This window comes from Sediminicola sp. YIK13 (assembly GCF_001430825.1).
Classification (GTDB): domain Bacteria; phylum Bacteroidota; class Bacteroidia; order Flavobacteriales; family Flavobacteriaceae; genus Sediminicola.
Window position 1 is genome coordinate 577,370 of record NZ_CP010535.1, and the last position, 21,164, is coordinate 598,533.

The 21,164-nt window shown below is 38.2% G+C and carries 19 protein-coding genes; 7 read left to right on the forward strand and 12 right to left on the reverse strand.

All coding sequences use genetic code 11. The features are described from left to right. Positions 1-102 precede the first annotated feature (102 nt). Positions 103-702 carry a TlpA family protein disulfide reductase gene (locus SB49_RS02550; protein ID WP_145758347.1) on the reverse strand — a complete coding sequence of 200 codons (600 nt, stop codon included), beginning with the start codon at positions 700-702 and terminating at the stop codon, positions 103-105. A gap of 474 nt (positions 703-1,176) precedes the next feature. Beyond that, entirely contained in the window at positions 1,177-2,574 is a 1,398-nt protein-coding gene (gene mnmE / locus SB49_RS02555; protein ID WP_062053555.1) for a tRNA uridine-5-carboxymethylaminomethyl(34) synthesis GTPase MnmE, read from the reverse strand. Positions 2,575-2,738: 164 nt separating this feature from the next. Here mnmE and SB49_RS02560 point away from each other — a divergent pair, with 164 nt between their 5' ends. Together SB49_RS02560 and SB49_RS02565 are read left to right on the forward strand one after the other, a co-directional pair. Continuing rightward, complete coding sequence (locus tag SB49_RS02560; RefSeq protein ID WP_062053557.1) at positions 2,739-3,188, forward strand: hypothetical protein; 450 nt, start codon at positions 2,739-2,741, stop codon at positions 3,186-3,188. Between the two features lie 93 nt (positions 3,189-3,281). Continuing rightward, positions 3,282-3,620: a DUF4870 domain-containing protein gene (locus SB49_RS02565; RefSeq protein ID WP_062053559.1), complete on the forward strand. Its 339-nt coding sequence runs from the start codon at positions 3,282-3,284 to the stop codon at positions 3,618-3,620. Between the two features lie 68 nt (positions 3,621-3,688). On the opposite strand, the gene dnaN is transcribed toward SB49_RS02565, so the two are convergent. The 5 genes from dnaN to SB49_RS02590 all read right to left on the reverse strand — a co-directional run bounded on the left by dnaN (position 3,689) and on the right by SB49_RS02590 (position 8,503). Beyond that, positions 3,689-4,807, reverse strand: a complete 1,119-nt coding sequence (dnaN, locus tag SB49_RS02570; RefSeq protein ID WP_062053561.1) for a DNA polymerase III subunit beta — start codon at positions 4,805-4,807, stop codon at positions 3,689-3,691. A 162-nt stretch (positions 4,808-4,969) separates the two neighbouring features. Continuing rightward, positions 4,970-6,634, reverse strand: a complete 1,665-nt coding sequence (gldG, locus tag SB49_RS02575; protein WP_062053563.1) for a gliding motility-associated ABC transporter substrate-binding protein GldG — start codon at positions 6,632-6,634, stop codon at positions 4,970-4,972. Further along, on the reverse strand, positions 6,634-7,365 hold the full coding sequence (gene gldF / locus SB49_RS02580) for a gliding motility-associated ABC transporter permease subunit GldF (RefSeq protein WP_062053565.1): 732 nt from the start codon (positions 7,363-7,365) through the stop codon (positions 6,634-6,636). The genes gldG and gldF overlap by 1 nt, the downstream gene beginning before the upstream one ends. A gap of 10 nt (positions 7,366-7,375) precedes the next feature. Continuing rightward, the gene (locus SB49_RS02585) at positions 7,376-7,672 is read right to left on the reverse strand and encodes a putative quinol monooxygenase (RefSeq protein ID WP_062053567.1); all 297 of its coding nucleotides are present in this window, start codon (positions 7,670-7,672) and stop codon (positions 7,376-7,378) included. Further along, positions 7,673-8,503, reverse strand: coding sequence for an SAM hydrolase/SAM-dependent halogenase family protein (locus SB49_RS02590; protein ID WP_062053569.1), 831 nt, complete (start codon positions 8,501-8,503; stop codon positions 7,673-7,675). It abuts the gene before it with no gap. A 127-nt stretch (positions 8,504-8,630) separates the two neighbouring features. Between SB49_RS02590 and SB49_RS02595 the strand changes: the two genes are divergently transcribed. Then, positions 8,631-9,584: a PhoH family protein gene (locus SB49_RS02595; RefSeq protein WP_062053571.1), complete on the forward strand. Its 954-nt coding sequence runs from the start codon at positions 8,631-8,633 to the stop codon at positions 9,582-9,584. A 6-nt stretch (positions 9,585-9,590) separates the two neighbouring features. Continuing rightward, entirely contained in the window at positions 9,591-10,541 is a 951-nt protein-coding gene (locus SB49_RS02600) for a phosphoribosylaminoimidazolesuccinocarboxamide synthase (RefSeq protein WP_062053573.1), read from the forward strand. Positions 10,542-10,597: 56 nt separating this feature from the next. Here the strand turns inward: SB49_RS02600 and SB49_RS02605 are convergent, their stop codons facing one another. Further along, entirely contained in the window at positions 10,598-11,257 is a 660-nt protein-coding gene (locus SB49_RS02605; protein WP_062053575.1) for a 3'-5' exonuclease, read from the reverse strand. Then, positions 11,254-13,176, reverse strand: coding sequence for a DUF294 nucleotidyltransferase-like domain-containing protein (locus SB49_RS02610; RefSeq protein ID WP_062053577.1), 1,923 nt, complete (start codon positions 13,174-13,176; stop codon positions 11,254-11,256). The genes SB49_RS02605 and SB49_RS02610 overlap by 4 nt, the downstream gene beginning before the upstream one ends. 286 nt (positions 13,177-13,462) lie before the next feature. Here SB49_RS02610 and SB49_RS02615 point away from each other — a divergent pair, with 286 nt between their 5' ends. Beyond that, positions 13,463-14,050 (forward strand): fasciclin domain-containing protein, encoded by a 588-nt coding sequence (locus SB49_RS02615; protein ID WP_062053579.1) that lies wholly within the window; start codon positions 13,463-13,465, stop codon positions 14,048-14,050. Positions 14,051-14,176: 126 nt separating this feature from the next. Here SB49_RS02615 and SB49_RS02620 read toward each other — a convergent pair whose 3' ends face one another. Together SB49_RS02620 and SB49_RS02625 are read right to left on the reverse strand one after the other, a co-directional pair. Next, positions 14,177-15,232 (reverse strand): AI-2E family transporter, encoded by a 1,056-nt coding sequence (locus SB49_RS02620; RefSeq protein WP_062053581.1) that lies wholly within the window; start codon positions 15,230-15,232, stop codon positions 14,177-14,179. Positions 15,233-15,626: 394 nt separating this feature from the next. Beyond that, positions 15,627-16,541, reverse strand: coding sequence for a DUF1338 domain-containing protein (locus SB49_RS02625; RefSeq protein WP_235537818.1), 915 nt, complete (start codon positions 16,539-16,541; stop codon positions 15,627-15,629). Between the two features lie 65 nt (positions 16,542-16,606). Here SB49_RS02625 and SB49_RS02630 point away from each other — a divergent pair, with 65 nt between their 5' ends. Next, positions 16,607-17,494 carry a LysR family transcriptional regulator gene (locus tag SB49_RS02630; protein ID WP_062053583.1) on the forward strand — a complete coding sequence of 296 codons (888 nt, stop codon included), beginning with the start codon at positions 16,607-16,609 and terminating at the stop codon, positions 17,492-17,494. Positions 17,495-17,555: 61 nt separating this feature from the next. Next, the gene (locus tag SB49_RS02635; protein WP_235537820.1) at positions 17,556-20,600 is read left to right on the forward strand and encodes an aminotransferase class III-fold pyridoxal phosphate-dependent enzyme; all 3,045 of its coding nucleotides are present in this window, start codon (positions 17,556-17,558) and stop codon (positions 20,598-20,600) included. A 100-nt stretch (positions 20,601-20,700) separates the two neighbouring features. Here SB49_RS02635 and SB49_RS02640 read toward each other — a convergent pair whose 3' ends face one another. After that, positions 20,701-21,024 carry a TerB family tellurite resistance protein gene (locus SB49_RS02640; RefSeq protein ID WP_062053585.1) on the reverse strand — a complete coding sequence of 108 codons (324 nt, stop codon included), beginning with the start codon at positions 21,022-21,024 and terminating at the stop codon, positions 20,701-20,703. Positions 21,025-21,164: the final 140 nt, after the last annotated feature.

Here is a 21,164-nt window from a genome sequence, read left to right on the forward strand (position 1 = left end):
TGTGCCCAATTTATAGACATCCAAGTTAATGTCTACTCTTTGCGAAAGAAATTTGTTTAATAGATTTAAGCTGGCAAATATCTCAAAATGATTTAGGCCTACTTAATTTCTAGAAGTTAGCAACAGTTCATTCAAATGGGATGATATTCGTCTTTTAAACTCAATTTCATTTTCAACCTTTGTATTTTGGTATGTTGCGAACCCTTTTTCAATTTTCATAACCTTGAGATCTTGGTCCAAGATGATTGTTTTAGGATAACCAAAAAAACCAAACGTTTCTAAGTACGCTTTTGAGTTTACAAGATGGAAAAAATCAAATTCTGTTAATTTTAGAAAAGATTTTACAACATTTGGTTCTTGAAAAGTTATTGCAACAAAATTGACCACATCGCTATACTCACTCTTTATTTCGTTAAGAACTGGGATTTCTTCTACACAAGGCGCACAATTAGTAAACCATAAATTGATTACCGTTGGTTTTCCTTTTAAAAACTCAGAGTCAATTTTACTTCCATCTAAGCCTGTTAAAATAAATTTAGGTAAATAGTCATTTACATATTTATAGATTTCTTGCTCCGGAAAAGTAATTGTCATTGCTTTTCTTGAATTTTTAGGGATTGTATCTGTAACCTGACTAAATGATTTAAACGTAATGATAAAAATCAATAAGCTAAATAAATGCATTCTATACTGATCCTTCACAATTAATAGTTTCAGTAAATTTAGAATTATTTCTATGAAATGATTAAAGAAAAAACTTAAATTTTATGGGTTTTTTCTTTTTTAACTTTTCGGTGATTAATTAAATATGTGTTTCGTTAGATTATCTTTTTATTTCAATATGTTAATAATCAAATTTTTATTTCTAAAAATTATTTTTTCAATTACTAAAAGGTCATAGGTGTGATTAAACGCTTATTCTGTTTTTCATTTCTACTCATATTGATATTTTTCTATCAATGTCTAGTTATAACGTATTCCAGTTCATAGAGTATTAAGGAATCACTATTTATTTCATGTTATCCCGATTTACACTTTGATTAAGGGAGTCAATTATTTAAAGGATCCAAAACGAATAATAAAGTTCACTACCACACTTCTGGGAGCCATTATAAAATGAGGTACAATAGGCCTTGGAAATCCCAAGTAAGTTAAAGGAATTCAATTTCTGTTTTATCATTTTCCGATACAGAAATTGGCAAAAATATTTCCCAATAGATCGTCAGAAGTAATTTCACCGGTAATTTCGCCAAAATGGAAGAGGGCCTGACGGATATCAATAGCCATAAGGTCTCCTGAAATACCCATATCGATTCCTTCCTTTACCCTTTCAATGTCTTCGAGAGCTTTTAAAAGGGAATTGTAGTGTCTGGTATTGGTCACAATGGTCTCGTTGTTTTTTAAAGCTCCTGTATTCACGAAATTAAGAAGCTCCGTTGTAAGCTTTTCTATGCCTTCCCCGGTCTTGGCTGAAAGGAATAGGGCAGAAGGTAATTCCATGGCAATCTTGGATTGCTGTGCATCGGTAATTTGATCTGCTTTGTTGATGATGAAAAGCAGCGGTTTTTGGGGGTGTTTATTGCGGATCTTTTCCAGTTCGGTCTTTATTAATGCCAATCTGTTTCCATCTCCAATTACTTGTATCCCATCTACCAAATAAATGACCACTTGTGCCTGTTCAATTTTTTCAAAGGTCTTTTTTATACCTATACTCTCTACAACATCTACAGTTTCGCGTATACCGGCCGTATCAATAAATCGAAATCCGATGCCGCCAATAGAAATTTCATCTTCAATGGTATCCCTGGTCGTTCCTGCAATCTCACTGACAATCGCTCTTTCCTCGTTCAATAAAGCATTTAATAAGGTTGACTTGCCAACGTTGGGTTCCCCAACAATGGCGACTGGAATGCCATTTTTGATAACATTCCCAACGGCAAAACTATCGATGAGCCTTTTTAGGACTTCACGGATGCGGTCCACTAATGCTGTAAACTGATTCCTGTCTGCAAATTCTACGTCTTCCTCAGCAAAATCGAGTTCTAGTTCTATCAACGAAGCAAAATTGAGCAGCTCGTCCCTAAGTCGTTTTATTTCGTTGCTAAAACCTCCCCGCATTTGTTGCATGGCTATTTGATGGCTTGCCTCATTGTCTGAAGCGATAAGATCGGCAACCGCTTCGGCCTGACTCAAATCCATTTTGCCGTTCAAAAAAGCACGAAGGGTAAATTCCCCTGCATTGGCTGTCCTACAACCATTTCTTAGGAATAATTGAATTATCTGTTGCTGTATATAGGGTGAACCATGGCAAGAGATCTCAATAACATGTTCTCCCGTATAAGAATTGGGACCTTTAAAAATGGTCACCAAAACTTCATCTACGGTGCGTTCCCCATCCATAATATGACCCAAATGGACTGTATGGCTTTTTTGCACGGCCAGATCCTTACCCCTAATAGATCGGAACAAAGGAGCGGAAATAGCAATTGCATCCTTGCCGGATACGCGTATGACCGCTATGGCTCCTGCCCCGGAGGCTGTTGCTAATGCTATTATGGTATCATTTGGAATCATAACCCTTGCTTTTGGGCAAAAATACGGAAAATAGGGACTATAAGCGGCTTCTTGGACAGATTGTCTGCTTGCTTTTTGTCATCGAATAATTCCCTTTTTTTCTTATTTGTAATGGGTAATAATTCGTACCTTCTATATAGTCTAACTTTTTACTATTAACCGCCATGAAAAGATTTTTATTTGTATTACTAGTCATTTGTATTGCATCTTTTGGCAATATGTACGGACAAGAAACGAAAACACCATTGGACAGTGTTGCCAAAATGGAACAAGAGGCCAAGGAACTGGCAGCCGTTAAAAAGAAAGTGGAGCAGGCTGAGAGAAAAGAGGCTAAGGCACAAAAGGAAATGGAAAAAGCTGAAAAGGAGAAAAAAAAGGCTGAGAAGGAAAGGAAGAAACTAAAAAAGCAAGAAAGTACTATTGCTTCTCAGGAAAAATCAATTTCCAATGATGAAAAGAAGATCATAAAATTGGAAGAGAAATTATTCAAAGGGGAAAGAAAAGGAGATTTGTCGCCCAATGAAATAAAAAATATAAAAGACAAAATTCAAAAGTTAAAACTGGATATTGAAAAGGATAAGGAGAAACTAAGAAAGCTTCGAAAAAAGCTGTAAAGGAGGGTCTTTGAAGCAGATTAATGTGTCTCCTTGTAACATTTGTTCTAAAAGTGCGTCCTATAAGCACATCAATCATAAAATAATCAAATCATGCAAGCAGAAAACAGACAACTTTTAGTGATCACCCATTTGACCCAATTATTGGATTTGGTCACAGGATGTGGGGGTTTTATTGTTCCCTTGGTTTTGTGGCTTACCCAAAAAGATAAGGTCATGAATATGGATGAACATGGAAAGGCGATTATCAATTTTCAAATAAGCCTCTTTATTTATATCCTCATCAGTATCCCTTTGATATTGCTTTTCGGACTCGGACTGTTAGGCTTTTTAGCAGTAGGGATCATAGGATTCGTTTTTCCAATTATCAATGCGGTTAGGGCCAATAACGGGGAAACACCTTATTATCCTTTAAGTTTTAAATTCGTTTAGTCTAATATCTTAAAATAAAAAAAGCCACATTGAAAAATGTGGCTTTTTTAACTCTATAAATTCAGGAACTAGCTGTTTAGCATAACCGGCATTACCAACATGGTAACATGCTCACCCTCGTCCAGTCCATCCACAGGTGTTAAGATTCCTGCACGATTTGGAAGGCTCATTTCAAGGGAAACATCATCAGATGTTAGGTTGTTGAGCATTTCCACCAGAAAACGGGAATTGAAACCTATTTGCATATCATCCCCTACATAAGAACAAGTCAAACGCTCTTCAGCTTTGTTACTGTAGTCTATGTCTTCTGCAGATATATTTAATTCGGCACCTGCAATCTTTAAACGTATTTGGTGCGTTGTCTTGTTAGAGAATATGGAAACCCTTCTTACAGAGCTCAAAAACTGATTTCTTGAAATACTTAATTTATTAGGGTTTTCCTTTGGGATCACTGCATCATAGTTGGGATACTTGCCATCTATCAACCTACAGATAAGCTCCGTTTGGTCAAAGGAAAATTTAGCATTACTATCATTGTATTCAATAGTAACATCAGTCTCACTTCCTGCCAATATTCCCTTCAAAAGGGTCAATGGTTTTTTAGGCATAATAAATTCAGCCACTTGGGAAGCGGTAACGTCTGCACGCTGGTACTTTACCAGTTTATGGGCATCTGTAGCAACAAAAGTTAGATTTTCTGGAGAGAATTGAAAAAACACCCCGCTCATTACAGGACGCAGGTCATCATTTCCAGCTGCAAAGATGGTTTTGTTAATGGCAGTAGCCAAGATATCACCAATGATGGTAGTTGAACTAGGATTGGAAAGTTCCACCGCTTTGGGGAATTCTGCTCCATCGGCATAGGCCAAGGCATATTTACCGTGATTGGAACTTATCTCTACCGTATTGTTATCTTCAACAACAAAGGTCAAAGGCTGTTCTGGAAAAGTTTTTAGGGTTTCCAACAATAGTTTTGCAGGAACCGCAATCGTTCCTACACTATCAGAGTCTACGTTCAAAACAGAACTCATGGTAGTTTCCAAATCGGATGCAGAAACTGTAAGTTTGTTTTGATCAAGATCGAACAAAAAATTATCCAATATGGGAAGTGTATTGCTATTATTGATAACCCCTCCCAAAACCTGTAATTGTTTTAGTAAATAAGTACTGGATACTATAAATTTCATTAGTTATATTATTTTAATGTCGAAACTCCATCTTGATAAGACGCCCCCGAAAATATACATTTTTGGGCAAAATACAGTTACCAATCCAGAATTTTGGGTTTAAAAATACTTTAAACAAAGGTATTTTAAATGCGCCTTTAAAGAAAACAAACTTATTAACACTTAGGCGCCGTATTTTTTCCTTCTGTAGGCGTTGAAAAGCCATCCAAAAAGTAAGATCAAAGCTACGGGAAGCCCAATGTTTATATATTGCCACTTGCTTTTCTCATCCACAATTTTTTTCTCGTCCAAAAAGGGGATTGTCACCTTTTTATTTCTAATGTTTATAAGTCCATTGTCATCTAAAAGGTAATTGATACTGTTTACCAAGAATTCTTTATTTCCAAAATAGTTGTTTGTCCATTTGTCATAACCCAATTCCAACGGTCTCCCATTTTTAACTTGGTTTTTGATTAGATCTCCATCGGCAATGACAAGCATTTTGTTTGCCTCTCCTTTTTCCATGGTCCCTTTCAACGCTATGGGCTTCACCCTATTTAAAAAGGCCGATTTAAATTCACCTTCTATCAAAACTGCCAAAGGCTGGTTTCCATTAGTGTAACTTTCCTTTTTAGGAGGGGTATTAATGGTATTTAGATTTATTTCCCTTGGCGTACCTTCGGTCTTAGATAAGGGCGAACTATAAAATAAAATGGTCTTTTTATAAGGGTTGGGCAAGGTATCCATACTATTGGCAAACTGGAATCTAACAGCCTCCAAATTGTTGTTGATGGGGTGGTTGTTCCTAGAAAAGACCATGGGGTTGTAGTACCAGGGAACCGGGTTGTATTCTGATTGGTTGCCTTCTCCCGATGCGAGGACGATCTGGGTGAAATATAGATCGTTGATCAATACCGGATTGATACGTACCCCATACTTAAAGAAAAAATCATTGAGGTTCAAATTTCGTTCCAGGGCAAAAGCACTGCCATTCTCATTAAAAAGACTGTCCAGTTCAATGGCTACCTCATCGATCAACCAAATAGATTTGCCGCCATTGACAATATATTGATCCAAAACATACTTTTCGGCATCGGTAAAGGCTTGGGTTGGTTTGGCAATGATGGCCAGATCAAATCCCTTTAATTGATCCAAAACCTGTTGTGGATTGCTGGCAACGGAATCCAAGGTAATGGCACCAATGTTGTAGTAGTCCCTAATCGTAGTAAGGTAATCAGCAATATAGATATCTTCCAATTCCCCGTTTCCTTTGATTATGGCTACCCTTTTCTTTTCCTTTATATTAAGTTTTACAAAGGCATCGGCAAAAGCGTACTCTAAATGCTGAACCGAATTGTTTACGCGTTCTTCCGTACTGGCGCCCAGTTTATTTTTTAAGAGGGGAACCTTTATGGTGGTATTGTTATAGTTGACCATGGCCCATGGAAATACTATTTCTTGGGATACTTTGCCATTTTCCTCTATAGTTACATTTGCAGGGGTAAGCCCTAATTTTCTCAGTTCTGCAATAATGTTTTCAGATGCTTCCGCTTCTTCTAGAGGGTTGACAAAGTTAAATTTTATGTTCTTGTTTTTAGAGGCAAACTCTTCTAAAAGTTGTTGGGTCTCTCCTTTGAGTTTTATAAATTCTGGGGGTAAGTTACCGTCCAACAGCACATCAATGATAACGGGATTTTCAAAATCCTGTACTGAAGAAATGGCTGGTTGGGACAACGTATACCTTTTGTCCTCGGTAAGATCAAAACGGGTATACATATATTGGCCTATTACATTGATGACCACCAATGCTAGAATTGCCTTGCCAATAGATAAAAAAGATTTTTGCATTATCTATTTCGGTTTTTTAGTTGTACCACCGTTAGGTAGAGGAAAAAGAGACAGATACTTAAGAAATAAATTAAATCCCTGGTATCCAATACGCCTTTGGAAATGTTGGTAAAATGTGCCTTCATCCCTAAATTTTGGATGAATAAGGATAGTTCACCATCGGATACCACTGTAGCAATACTTTCAAATCCATAAAAAAGGAAGAAGCAAAGAACAATACCCATGATAAAAGCAACGATTTGATTTTCGGTCAGAGTGGACGTAAATAAACCAATGGAAATGTAACTAGCCAATAAAAAGAGTAGGCCAAAATAGGAGCCAACAACAATACCCATATCCAAGTTACCAACAGTTGTGCCCAACTGAGAGACACAGAAGACGTATAGGAATGTTGGAATAACGGCAATGAGGGCCAGTGTAAGGGTACCCAAGAATTTGCCGATCACCGTATGTGAAATGGGAATAGGTTTGATGAATAGCAGTTCCAATGTGCCCAATTTAATCTCCTCTGAAAAACTTCTCATGGTAATCGCGGGGATCAGAAAAAGAAACACCCAAGGGGCTAGCAGAAAAAATTTATCCAGGTCTGCAAACCCATATTCAAGGATATTGAAAGGCCCTTTAAAGACCCATAGGAAAAGGCCCGTTAAAACCAAAAAAAACCCAATGACCAAATAGCCAATTGGCGACGTAAAAAATGCTTGTACTTCCCTTTTATAAATGGCTAACATACCCTTGCAATCAGTTTAATGTAATTTTCTTATCTACACTCCAAGCCTCAGCTCTTTCTGCAAACAATGCTTTTGTCTGGCCCCAAATATTTTTGAATAGCGTTGAATTTCTATAATTGTCCAAATTTTCTTCCGATTGCCAATAGCTGTAAGTGAAAAATATATTTGGCTGATCCTTATCCTGCAATAACTCTAAAAAGGTACACCCTTCAACGTTTCTTATCAAATTTTTGGAATCTTCAAAAATTTGCTCAAAACTAGCAATATTTTCTTTTTTAAAGGTCAATTTTACGATTCGTACGAACATTTAGATAAAGTTTATGGTAATGGTATCCCTGTAGTCAAGTCCCAGTAAGGTAGAAGCGCCTCCAACGGTATTGAGGTCACTCTTGTAGATGGCCAGTTCTATATATTCGGAGGAATTGAAGAGCGCCAAAAGATCTCCGGGACCTTTTCTCTGATTTTTATCCAGGTTAAAGTTGATGATATCACTAAATCTTTTATGGATCTCCGTCAATTTTTTGTTCCTGGCCTTCAATTCAAATTTTCTGCCATTACGATAGGCCTCAAATAGACTTTTTTGAATGTTGGACACTACGTTCCCATAGTTGTCAATGTAGATCACATGACCGGTAATGGTTTTTAAATTATCCGAGACTGTCGGGGTAAATTCTTTAAGATCCTTCAATTTGTCAAATGATTTACCAACAACTTCCAGAGTTCCTCCTCTTGCTATATGGCAAGCCACCTTTACAAAGACATCCATTACCGGAAATGGGGTCTGACCGGTATCCGGTAAACTGATCTCAACAATTTTGTCCGGAAGTACTTCGGAAATGATCAATCCGAGCACTCCATTGTTGGCCACTATAAAATAATGACCATCCACTAAAACTGCAATATGCTGATTTTCTGGGGTTTTTTCGGAATCGATACCTACAATATGTATGGTACCTTTTGGAAATGTTTTATAGGAATTTTTAAGAATATAGGCGCATTCCTGTATGTTGAAAGGACTTATAGAGTGCGAAATATCAACAATTCTGGCATTCTCGAGTTCACTGTAAATAGTGCCCTTAATTGCCCCGGTAAAATGATCTTTATGTCCAAAATCAGTTGTTAATGTAATGATTGCCATGTAGGACTGTTGATATGTTTTTAGGAATGCAAACTGATTTTTTACTTAAGTTTGTTAAACAAAATTACACAAAAAATTAGCCAACGGAAATTTTCTTTACGGTCATGAACTTTTAAATCCATATTCTTTGAACGAACTTATAATTGAACTTACGGAAATTAGTCCAAGAGAATTTTTTGGACAGCAGAATGAAAACATTGATTTACTTAAGAAATACTTTCCCAAATTAAAGATTGTTGCTAGGGGCAGTAAGGTAAAAGTGTATGGGGATGAGGACCTCTTGGAGGAGTTCGATAGGCGGTTTGAGAAGATGACAGCCCATTTTGCAAAGTACAATAAGCTAGATGAGAACGTCATTGAAAGAATCCTTGCCAGCAACGGACAGGAAGAAATGGAAACCTCGCAAATTAGTACTGATGTGCTATTGCATGGGGTTAGCGGCAGATTGATCAAGGCACAGACATTAAACCAACAAAAATTGGTGGATTCGTCCAAACAAAACGATATGGTCTTCGCCGTAGGTCCTGCAGGAACCGGAAAAACCTATACCGGGGTGGCCTTAGCCGTAAAAGCACTAAAAGAGAAGCAGGTAAAGCGAATCATTTTAACCAGACCTGCTGTAGAGGCCGGAGAGAATTTAGGGTTTTTGCCTGGTGATTTAAAGGAAAAGTTAGACCCCTATATGCAGCCACTATATGATGCGTTGAGGGACATGATACCTCCTGAAAAACTGGCCCATTTCATAGAAAATGGCACTATACAAATAGCGCCCTTGGCGTTCATGAGGGGAAGAACGTTGGACAATGCCTTCGTAATCTTGGATGAGGCCCAAAACACCACCCATGCCCAGATGAAGATGTTCCTGACCAGAATGGGTAAGAATGCCAAGTTCATCATTACCGGGGACCCAGGACAAATAGATTTACCAAGGAGAATTATATCCGGATTAAAGGAGGCGCTATTGGTGCTTAAAAATGTAGAAGGAATAGGAATTATATATCTGGACGATAAAGACGTGATTCGTCATCGTTTGGTTAAGAAGGTAATTGATGCATATAAAGACATAGAGCATCAAAATTAAGATTAGATGAACAATACCATTACAAGCACAAATTTTAATTTTCCCGGACAAAAAAGTGTCTACAAGGGAAAAGTAAGGGAAGTATACCAGTTGGAAAACGATATTTTGGTAATGGTTGCAACGGATAGGCTCTCTGCCTTTGACGTGGTAATGCCAAAAGGTATTCCTTATAAAGGACAGATTCTCAATCAGATCGCCACCAAAATGATGGCGGATACGGCCGATATTGTACCTAACTGGCTTTTGGCAACTCCGGACCCCAACGTTGCCGTTGGCCATGCCTGCGAGCCCTTTAAAGTAGAAATGGTAATTCGCGGATATATGTCGGGCCATGCGGCAAGGGAATACAAATTGGGCAAGAGGATCTTATGTGGGGTTACAATGCCAGAAGGCATGAAGGAAAATGATAAGTTTCCCGAACCCATCATTACCCCGGCTACAAAAGCTGAAATGGGAGATCATGATGAGGATATTTCCAGAGAGGATATATTAAAAAGGGGCATAGTTTCAGAAGATGATTATGTTGTATTGGAAAAATACACCCGAGATCTTTTTCAAAGAGGCACCGAAATAGCCGCTAAAAGAGGTTTGATATTGGTAGACACCAAATATGAATTTGGCAAGACCAAAGATGGAAAAATTGTATTGATAGATGAGATCCATACCCCAGATTCCTCTCGTTATTTTTATGCCGATGGCTATGAGGAAAGACAAAATAGGATGGAGCCACAAAAGCAACTCTCTAAAGAGTTTGTGAGACAATGGTTGATAAGTGAGGGGTTCCAAGGATTGGAAGGACAAAAAGTTCCTGTAATGTCGGATGATTATATTACCACGGTATCAGAAAGGTATATAGAACTCTATGAGAATATTACTGGAGAGAAGTTTGTTAAGGCAGATATATCGGATATCCAATCCCGTATTGAAAAAAATGTGCTTGCTTATTTAAAGTCGTAGTGTTTAATTTATAAGATTTGGGCTCCTAGAAAAGTTATACTGTTCTGGGAGCTTTTTTATTTGAACAGATCCTTTAAAGTAGGCTCCTTTCTATATTTCATCCTGTTCAGGATCTTAAGAAAAGCAATGGCGGTAATATAGGAGTCGCCAATAGCGGTATGCCTATCTTCTTTTGAGATACTGAACTTATCTGCAAGGTCATCCAGTGTGTAATGATCTTTTTTTTCCAGCAACGTCGTAAAAAGCAGGGATTTTTTGTACAATACGGCTGTATCTAAAGCCTTGTTCTTTAATTTGGGCAATCCATGGCGCTCTAAGGCCCTATTGATCATAGTGACATCAAATTTGGTGTGGTGTGCTATGATTACAGAATTTCCGAGGTACTCCAATAATTGCTGCAAGGCTTCAATTTCAGGTAGGCGTTCTATCTTTCCTTTTTTTAGGATACAGTGTATTTCTGCACTTTCAATATTATAGTGTTCTTGATGTACAAACACCTCCAGGCTGTCTTGAATGGCAATGGTGTTATTTTTAAGTCCAATAGCACCTATACATAAAATTCGATCCGTGTTATAATCAAATCCTGTGGTTTCTGTATCTAGGACTACAAAGCGAACCGACTTAAGGTCATTAGGGATTTTATTCTCGAAAGACCTTTCGTAAGTGACCCAAAAATCTGGGTAATCCTTTTTCTGCTTTTTGAAGAGGTTTATCATCCTAATATGTTGGCTACTTTGAAACGGATTGAAATGAGTTCCTGAATTTCTGAAATGGTCTTGAAGGTCCTTTTTAGCTTTATTTTTTCCTCCTTGGTAAGGGATTCCAGGGCTATGAACCTCCCCGAATCATTATGGAGTAGGCCCTGCTTGGTTCTAAATTTTAATAGGGCTTTGGAAGCATAAGAACAGGCCAGATATAGCTCTTCATTATTGGGTTCCAATTGTGCCAATTTTTCAAATCGTTCCGCGGTATTGTTGATAGATTTTACGGAGTGGGATAAGATAAGAACACGGGCGGCATCTGTCAATGGCATTAATGCACGTCTTTTAATATCAAAGAAATCCTTATGGGCACCATCCTGTTCAACGAGAAACTGCCTAAAGAAACCGGTAGGGGATGGGTTTTGAAGGGCGCCACTTGCCAAATGCACATAAAATATGGGGTAACTGCTTACGCTTTTAAAGATATAGTCAGATAATTCAGCTACCATTTGGGCATCCCCATAAGCCAAACTATAGTCAAAAAATATAGAGGACAGCAACACTTCATCATTACCTGGATTGGTGATCCAATGGGAAACGGTTTGTTTCCATTGTTCTAGACTTTGACACCATTTGGGGTTAGAGGCCATCATTTCTGCGGGACAATAATCATATCCAATGACGTTAAGACCTTTATTTACTGTGGAAGCCAATTTTAAAAAATAGGCCTTCGTCTCTTCCAATAATTCCTCTTCCACATCCTCAAAAACAAGGGCATTGTCCTGATCTGTATGCAACAGTTGTTCACTTCTTCCCTGACTTCCCATTGCCAGCCATGCAAATTTTACTGGTGGCGGATCTTGCATTTTCGACAGGGCTATCTTTACGACTTGCTTGATGCAGGCATCGTTCAATTCGGCAATAATTTTAGAAGTCAAGGTCATCGGAATATTTTGTGCCAAATACCCATGCAGTAACTGCATGATACTTGCCCTGATGGGCTTAATTTCCTTAAATCTTTTAGCTCTTTTAATTGCCTTTATAAGGACGGCAGGATTATTACCTAGGGCAACCATTACATCATGCTTGGAAAGAATACCACAGGCTTTGGTATTGGTTGTACCATCCTTTGTAAGGCACAAGTGGCTAATATTGCTTTTCATCATGGCCATTTGGGCCTGGGTAATGGTGAGATTCTTGCGGTAGGTGATAACAGGGGAAGTCATTATTTTGGAAGCGGCCGTAGTAATGGGATATTCTCCAGTGACAATTTTATTCCTCAAATCTTTATCTGTAATGATCCCTATGGGCAATGAGTCCTTCACCACCAGCATGGCACCAACATTTTTTTTGGTCATTGTCGCGGCTATGGACTTTGCTGTAGTCCTAGGCGAACATGTAACAAGTTTTTTAGAATATTTAACAGGTTGAAGATCATGTAGTTTTTGAATGGTATTTACTTCTTCCACTACTTCTGACTCACCAAAAAGCTTACCCCTGTGGCTTTTAGAATAGGGATTTCGGGTGTTGGAAGCAAAGCTTTCAATTAGAAAGTTCCCTACTTCCTTGTTTTCTAGTGCATAAGGCTTAAAGATTGATATTGGAATAGCATAAAGAATACTCTCTTCATGGGTTTTTGCCTCCATTTTATAGTTTTCGAGAGCTATTAGGGGTCTTAGTCCAAAAATATCTCCTTCATCGCATATATCCACAATATCGTTTTTAGGACTTTTGCGCAAGGCAACAGCCCCCTTATGTACCACATAGAAATGGGAGTGTGACTCTTCATTCTCAGCAAAAATAAGGGTGTCCTTTTCTTTGTAAATAATAGAAATTTGCTCCGAAAGAGTTTCAATTTCGTACTGCGGGAGAAGGCTGAAAGGAGGGTAATTTTTCAAAAAATCAGCAACCCTATGGGAAATGGTATTCTTCATGGCACAAATTTGTGGATAAAGTTACTCTATAGACTAATGAATAGGCCTAAAAATAGTTAATAATTGGATGTTGAAAAAATACGCCACCTCCTAATAGTTTTCAATCATTCAAAATGAAAGATAGTACCATGCTCTAAAAGTAACGGAATGTAAATTTGCCAGTGAGTTGGAATATTGGCTAATAATTTACCATATGTTTAAGATTTTTTTAAAAACTTTAAACAAAAATTAAGAATATTTACCTTACTCATCATCTACCTTTACAAAAACTTTAAAATAAGATATTATGAACCTAATGAAAATTATTAGCGCCTTTGCACTTGTTGGAGTAATTACTACCTCTTGTGGGCAAACAAAAAAAGAAGCGTCAGATGCAATGGACGAAGCCTCCACTGAGGTAATGGAAGTTGTTGAACAAACAGTTGAAACACCAAATATTGTAGGTGTTGCTGCTGGGAACGAAAACTTTACAACCTTGGTAGCTGCGGTAAAAGCAGCAGATTTGGTAGCAACTTTGAGCAGTGAAGGACCATTTACGGTTTTTGCACCGACCAATGATGCATTTGCAAAATTACCAGCAGGAACAGTAGAAGGACTTTTGAAGCCAGAAAGTAAAGGAACTTTAACAGCCGTATTGACTTACCACGTCGTGGCAGGAAAATTTGAGGCTGCTGCCGTTATTGATGCCATTAATAAAAATAATGGAAAGTTTGAAGTAACCACAGTACAAGGTGGAATGATAACTTTAAGCTTAAACGATGGTAATGTGATGTTGACCGATGCCAAAGGAGGAACTGCGACCGTAGTTATGGCCGATGTAGCCGCTTCTAATGGGGTAATACACGCTATCGATACTGTAGTGATGCCACAATAATAAATTTCTAGTATATTCATCAGAAAGCCGTCAGCTTTAAGCTTTGACGGCTTTTTTTTGTTTTTTATTCGCTTCGATGCACTTCGAAATTAACCAGGAAATAAATGGTACAAAAGATAAGCTCATTCAATTTTTAGGTTTCTCTGGTTCACCACGGCCTAGTAATATATTAAGTGGCTTCCATTCCTCAATATAACCACTTACTATTTTGAGAATGGCCACAAAAGGGATAAATAACACCATCCCGGAAACCCCCCAAATAATCCCTCCTCCTATAAGGGCTACCAAGATGGCCCATGTGCTTACATTCATTTGTTCGCCTACCACTTTTGGAAAAATAATACTGCTCTCCAGATATTGGACGAAGGAAAAAACAGCAATTACCCCCAAGGGATAAAGCCAGGAGCCTGTAGTTATATACACCACTGAAATGGGAAGAAGAGCACTTATAATAATTCCCACGTAGGGTACAATAGTCATAATGGCACTAAGCATCCCAAACAAAAGTGCATGTTCTACCCCTAGAATCATCAAGCCAATACTATTGAGGATGCCTACAATAACATACACCTTGATGAGACCTATAATATATTTGAAGTAAGAATGGGAAACTTCACGGAGTATAAAATAAAGTCTGGAGTGATATTGTTCGGGTATCATGGAGCGCAGAACTTGTACAAATTGCCCCCGATGAAAGAGAAATAGAACGGTAAAAACAGGAATCATAAACAATGCAAACAAAAAGTTGCCTACATTTTCAAACAACCCTTGTATAAATGATCCAAAACCATTTCCTGAGTTGGCAGCAAGATTTTCTAACCAATAGGATTCAAAATTAAAATCTAAATCATATTTTTCTTTTAGCCATTCTTGCAAACCTTCTTCCAGTTTTTCTACCAGAAAAGGAATATCATTTTTTAAGAAAGTCATTTGCCACATTAAAAGCCATAAAATCCCTAGGAACAATAAGAATACGAGGGCCATAGATAGTGCAATAGCCAAACTTCTAGGCCATTTTTTATTTTCAAGTGCACTACAAAAAGGATAAAGTATAAGGGCTATTAAAAGAGCAAAGGATAATGGAATGAAGAGGACTTTTCCAAAATAAAGAAAAAGAAACGTAAAAAACAGGATCTGCAGGTATTTAAGATAGGACCCGGAAAAGCTGTTTTTTACATTCATGGCACTAGGTTTTTTAAGTATAAGAAAACCAGTCCATTACCTTGATTTTAGTTCCCTGTGGTAAAAGGATCGTTTTTAGTTCTCGTGTAGGGATCCTAAGTTGAACTTACAAGGTTAAATCAATATTACAAATGGTTGGTTATACTATCTATTCGTACTCTAATGTAAGGATTTCATTTAATTTAGGACCAGAAAATAAGGAATTGAATACCAAAAATTCAACTAAACAGTCGGTGCACACGAAAAATAATCTCGTAAGAGTTTATGGCTTCAAAGGTTCTTAGTTCATTATTTATATTATTTTTCTTTTAATACCAATTGCTTTAAATGGAAGGAACCATAAATATTATGGTTCCCAGTTCTTTATGTATCTAAATTAATTGAGTTAGTGGTGTTATTTTATGCTCCCCGTCTGTTCGGAATAGGTGCTTTCAAAAATTTTATCCGCATTGGCAGATTCAAATCCATCGCGCCTGTGCTTGTGTTGGATGGAAGTTGGCTCCAAACTGCGAAATTCAGGTAAGACCAGTCTTTCTGCAAATTCAACATAACTCCCTGCTATTTCCATTTTTTGTCCGCCTGAAAACTTGGCTTCAACCATTTTTGCAATGGTACTGCTCTGTTTTAACAAGCCATCAGCACTGGTTTTTATTTTTCCTCCGGCCGTGTTCAGGGATATCCCTTCTGATTCCAAAAATGTATTGAACTTTTCAATTGTATTGAACTCCTCGGTAAATTCATGGACACTAAGAGTATAATGGTTGAGGTAATACCTGTTATGGATAACCCAAGCTGCATACTCGCTTTCTTCGGCCAAACCTTTGTAGTCCTCAATGGAGGGTAGTTGCCATAGTGCTTTATGAAAGAAATCTCCAACGGCCTGTGTGTCATTTAGATCTATTGCATCAACAGGGTCCGATGTAATGTGTTTTGTATATGCACGAATAATCTGTTGCGCTTTTTCAGATAAATCATCAACCCTTAATTCGCTCATAAAAATACGTGGATACTCCTCAGATGGTGGGGCATACCAATAGGCATTCAATTTTTTGCCTTCAAAGAAGTAGTAATCCCTTTTTTCATAACCGTAGTGAAGAAATATTTTCTCAAAAGAAGCTATCCCCAAATGTGGGACTCCTAAGGTTCTAAAGGCAATATGATCATTTATAATTTGGCTTTCATTTTCAATGATGCCCCTAGAAATCATGGCAGCATTTACTTTGGCCACATCGGGCACCCTGGTTTTGTAAGGGGTGAACAGGGCATCTAAAACATTTGCCAATGGAGAAAAATCGTTTGTAACCATCATAATTAATTTTATAGGTACAAATTTAATTGTACTTTTAATTTGAAACAATTCTTATTATACACTAAATGATAAGTAATACTAATCAATTAGAGCTACGCTCCTTACGCTATTTCTTGGTTTTGGCAGATACACTGCATTATACCCAAGCTGCAGAGATATTATTTATCTCACAGTCTGCCTTGAGCCAGCATATAAAACAGTTGGAACGAACCCTGGGAACCCCTTTATTCAATAGGACCAATCGGAAGGTAGCACTGAACAGGGCCGGAGAGTTATTGTTGAAGGAGGCCAATCTGATCTTACAGCAGGTGGATCACTCCATGGAGCGTTGGCAATTATCGTTGGATGGGGTAATGGGACAATTGAAAATTGGCTTTGTGGGTTCTGCAATGCAGGGTTTTCTGCCCCCAATTATAAAAGAGTTCAGCAAAACGCATCCCAAAATTAATTTCTATTTGGAAGAGTTTACCAATACCGAACAACTAAAGGGGTTAGAACAAGAACAATTGGATATTGGCTTTATGCGCTCCAACAAAGTCCCGTCAGACATTCATATAAAGTCTGTCTACAGTGAAAATTTTTCATTGGTATTACCCGTGGATCATCCTATTGATCGGTCCAATTTTAAGAACATGGGACAGCTAGCAGAAGAATCTTTCATTCTATTTCCCAATGAAAACAGTCCTATGTACTATCAGCAAATACAGAATCTTTGCGCAGACTACGGTTTTAGTCCCCGAATTTCCCATAAATCCATTCATGGACCTACCATATTTAAGTTGGTAGAATATGGGATGGGGGTTGCTATTGTCCCCAATTCACTCCGTGATGAATTCAATTATAATATTAAATTTCTAGAATTGGATGAGGTACCCCATAAAACGGAACTTTTTGCAGCCTGGAAAAAGGATAATGAAAACCCTGCTTTGCACTATTTTTTGGAATTGATTTAAAATTGTTGAATATCTTGTATCACGAAAATCAAATTGAGCCATATTTCAACATACCAATCTTATGAATGAAATTGAAATGGAATACAACAAAATCAAAATATCAGCACGCCAAGCGGAACAAATTTGCCTGGAACTTTTTAATATTAAGGGAGGTGCCAAACCTCTTCCTGGGGAAATCGATTTCAATTTTAAAATTGATGATGTCAATGGGGAAGGGTACATTTTAAAAATATCCCGGCCCAATGAGAATGCGGGTTATTTGGATTTTCAACAAAAGCTATTGCAACATGTTCGTGATTATGGACAAGGATTAATATCGCCAAAAGTAATCAATGATGTCAACGGGATGTCAATCTCTGAATTTAAGGATGAAAATGGGGAACATAGGAAAGTCCGACTGCTATCTTGGATCCCAGGGAGGGTATGGAGCTCTGTAAATCCTCAATTAGACGAACTTCGCTATAGCCTGGGGGAACAAGCGGGAAAATTGACCAAGGCCCTGCAAGGGTTTGACCATGAAGAAGCGCATAGGCCATTGGATTGGGATGTGGCACAAGCTGCTTGGACAGAAGCCCATATTGATTTGTTTAAGGGTGAAGAAAGGGAAATTATTTTGTCTTTTCAGGAAGAATTTAAAAAAGTTCAACCTACCTATTCCGAACTGAGAAAAGCAGTGGTTCATAATGATGCCAACGATAACAATATTATTGTTTCTTTGGATCTGATTGGTCCCAAAGTGATTTCAGCTATAGATTTTGGGGACGCAGTGCATACCCATATCATTAATGATTTGGCCATTGCATGTGCTTACACCATCATGCACCATAATGACCCGTTGGCCGCGGCATTGCCCATTGTAAAAGGGTACCACAGTGCCTTTGCTTTAACTCCTTCAGAATTGGGGCATTTGTATCTTGCCATTGCCATGAGGCTGGTCATTTCCGTAACCAAATCGGCCATCAATAAAATTAAGGAACCAGATAACCATTATCTGCTGGTAAGTGAAAAACCTGCATGGGAACTGCTCCAAAAATGGAAATTGGTCGACGCTGAATTTGCCCACTATAGTTTTAGGGCTGTTTGCGGATTTAGTGCTCATCCTAATGAGGAGAAATTTTCAACATGGGCAAGCCAACAATCATTCTCCTTGGAAAAATTGTTTCCAACCATCAAATCCAGCAAAATACATCATCTCGACCTGAGTGTTTTCAGTACCTGGATAGGGCATCAAAAAGATTTTAACGATTTGGATTATTTCCAGTTCAAGATCAATAGGCTGCAAAAAGAAGTTCCATCCAAAATATTGGCAGGGGGTTATTTGGAACCTAGACCTATTTACACTTCTGATGCCTATGATAAAATTGGGAATAAAGGACGAGAAAGTCGGACGATACATTTAGGGGTCGATTTTTGGCTTCCCGCATTGACTCCGGTACATGCACTTTTTAAAGGAGAGGTAGTAGCCGCAGTTAACGATGCAGGAGACAAGGAATATGGCGGTTTGGTAATTCTTAGGCATAAGGAAGGTGATCTACAATTTTACAGCCTTTATGGCCATTTGTCGGTTTCCAGTGCACTGAAACACAAAGTAGGGGATAAAGTGGGAGCTGGAGAAAACATAGGAGAACTGGGGAGTTATCCGGAAAACGGAAATTGGGCTGCCCATTTGCATTTTCAGGTCATGTTATCCATGCTCAATTATAAAATTGATTATCCTGGGGTAGCGTATTACAATCAACTCTCCGTTTGGAAAAGTATTTGTCCCGATCCAAATTTGTTGTTTAAGTCAGATGTGTTGGATGCTAATAACGCTACGCCAGATGAGGAGATCGTTGCCTTTAGAAAGCAACATTTGGGCAGGAGTCTCAGCTTGCAATACAAAACCCCCATTAAAATGGTTAGGGGGGCCGGGCAGTATTTGCTGGATCAATTTGGAAGAAAATACTTGGATACCGTGAACAATGTGGCGCATGTAGGCCATGAGCATCCGGATGTTGTAAAGGCAGGGCAGGAACAGATGGCACTGATCAATACCAATACCCGCTATCTGCATGAAAATATCAATAATCTGGCCAAAGAACTTTTGGAAACAATTCCTCCTGAACTAAGTGTGCTGCATTTTGTGAATTCAGGTAGTGAGGCCAATGAATTGGCCATTAGGATGGTAAAAGCGGTTACCGGTGAAAAAGATATCATAGCTTCTGAAGTTGGGTACCATGGCAATACCAATATGTGCATCGATATCAGTTCCTATAAATTTGATGGCAAAGGAGGAAAAGGAGCCCCGGAACATACCCATATTTTTCCACTGCCAGATGCGTTCAGGGGAAAATATAGAGGTGAAGGTACAGCGGATGCCTATGCTGGGGAAGTACAAAAGCAAATTGACAGTATCCATATAAAAGGCCGGGGTGTTGGTGGATTTATCATAGAGCCCATTATTAGTTGTGGGGGACAAATAGACCTGCCGGAGGGATTTCTTGAAATGGCCTATAAAAATGTCAGGGCTGCAGGCGGACTCTGTATATCCGATGAGGTTCAAGTGGGTTGTGGCCGAATGGGAAAAACCTTTTGGGGTTTCCAATTGCACGGGGTAATCCCGGATATTGTGACCATAGGAAAGCCGTTGGGCAATGGACATCCTTTGGCAGCCGTTGCCTGTACCAAGGAGGTAGCCGAAAATTTTGCCAATGGAATGGAGTTTTTCAACACTTTTGGAGGGAATCCTGTTTCCTGCGCCATAGGGGCTGAAGTAATAAAAGTGGTGAAAAGGGAAAGATTGCAGGCCCATGCCCTAAAAGTGGGTGTATTTCTAAAATCAGAACTTAAAAAGCTCGCAACGGACTTTCCCATAATTGGGGATGTTAGGGGGGAAGGATTGTTTTTGGGCATGGAGTTGGTAGATGCTTCCATGAATCCTTTGGCAGAGCAAACGGATTATTTGGCCAATAGGATGAAAGATCACGGGATATTGATGAGTACAGATGGCCCTGATCACAATGTGCTAAAAATAAAGCCACCCATGGTATTCACCCAAGAAAATGCAAACGAATTGATCTTTTATCTAAGGAAAATATTGGCTGAAGATTTTATGCATTCATTATGATTCATCCGTTTTTTAATATTCTAAAAACCAACCAGGTAAACAAACAAATCTTCGAGCGGTCGTTTTGGTTTTGAAAGGATTATTAGGTTTTTACAAAAATTTAGTCCCTAAATACTCCAATATAGGATATTATTTGTTGGATTAATTCTATTTCATTATCATCTACCTTGCCGTCTGCTTTCGCCATTTCTTGCAGCAAAACAATGAGTGTTTTTTTCTTATCATCTGGCATTGCCTTGATAATCGATAAACCTTCATTGCCGGTAGTTTTTCTAGCTTCTTCTATTAAAGTGCTGTCAAATTTGAGCATTTCCATCAATTGGGAAAGAAAGATCAATTCACTTTGGGAGGCGTAGCCATCTGCAAGAATTACTTCATCTATGGCTTTAACTATTGCTATTTTCTCAGCTAAATTGAATTTCATCTTTTAAATTTTAAAGGTGTTATAGCTTATGGGAACTAGTAAAAGTTTTAAAAAAAACCTTTTTATTTCGTAGTTCCTCTGTAAGGTAATAACTTTTTTATTCATAAGTTTTATTACTACTGATTTTTGTCTGTATCTAT

Excerpts from the sequence above, each read along its gene's own strand:
- SB49_RS02625 (WP_235537818.1), bottom strand. The coding sequence starts at position 16,541 with ATGATGGTTACAAACGATTTTTCTCCATTGGCAAATGTTTTAGATGCC.
- gldG (WP_062053563.1), bottom strand. The coding sequence starts at position 6,634 with ATGCAAAAATCTTTTTTATCTATTGGCAAGGCAATTCTAGCATTGGTG.
- dnaN (WP_062053561.1), bottom strand. The coding sequence starts at position 4,807 with ATGAAATTTATAGTATCCAGTACTTATTTACTAAAACAATTACAGGTT.
- SB49_RS02620 (WP_062053581.1), bottom strand. The coding sequence starts at position 15,232 with ATGAATGTAAAAAACAGCTTTTCCGGGTCCTATCTTAAATACCTGCAG.
- SB49_RS02565 (WP_062053559.1), top strand. The coding sequence starts at position 3,282 with ATGCAAGCAGAAAACAGACAACTTTTAGTGATCACCCATTTGACCCAA.
- mnmE (WP_062053555.1), bottom strand. The coding sequence starts at position 2,574 with ATGATTCCAAATGATACCATAATAGCATTAGCAACAGCCTCCGGGGCA.
- SB49_RS02610 (WP_062053577.1), bottom strand. The coding sequence starts at position 13,176 with ATGAAGAATACCATTTCCCATAGGGTTGCTGATTTTTTGAAAAATTAC.
- SB49_RS02630 (WP_062053583.1), top strand. The coding sequence starts at position 16,607 with ATGATAAGTAATACTAATCAATTAGAGCTACGCTCCTTACGCTATTTC.
- SB49_RS02585 (WP_062053567.1), bottom strand. The coding sequence starts at position 7,672 with ATGTTCGTACGAATCGTAAAATTGACCTTTAAAAAAGAAAATATTGCT.
- SB49_RS02615 (WP_062053579.1), top strand. The coding sequence starts at position 13,463 with ATGAACCTAATGAAAATTATTAGCGCCTTTGCACTTGTTGGAGTAATT.
- SB49_RS02560 (WP_062053557.1), top strand. The coding sequence starts at position 2,739 with ATGAAAAGATTTTTATTTGTATTACTAGTCATTTGTATTGCATCTTTT.
- SB49_RS02640 (WP_062053585.1), bottom strand. The coding sequence starts at position 21,024 with ATGAAATTCAATTTAGCTGAGAAAATAGCAATAGTTAAAGCCATAGAT.
- SB49_RS02635 (WP_235537820.1), top strand. The coding sequence starts at position 17,556 with ATGAATGAAATTGAAATGGAATACAACAAAATCAAAATATCAGCACGC.
- SB49_RS02590 (WP_062053569.1), bottom strand. The coding sequence starts at position 8,503 with ATGGCAATCATTACATTAACAACTGATTTTGGACATAAAGATCATTTT.
- SB49_RS02605 (WP_062053575.1), bottom strand. The coding sequence starts at position 11,257 with ATGATAAACCTCTTCAAAAAGCAGAAAAAGGATTACCCAGATTTTTGG.
- SB49_RS02600 (WP_062053573.1), top strand. The coding sequence starts at position 9,591 with ATGAACAATACCATTACAAGCACAAATTTTAATTTTCCCGGACAAAAA.
- gldF (WP_062053565.1), bottom strand. The coding sequence starts at position 7,365 with ATGTTAGCCATTTATAAAAGGGAAGTACAAGCATTTTTTACGTCGCCA.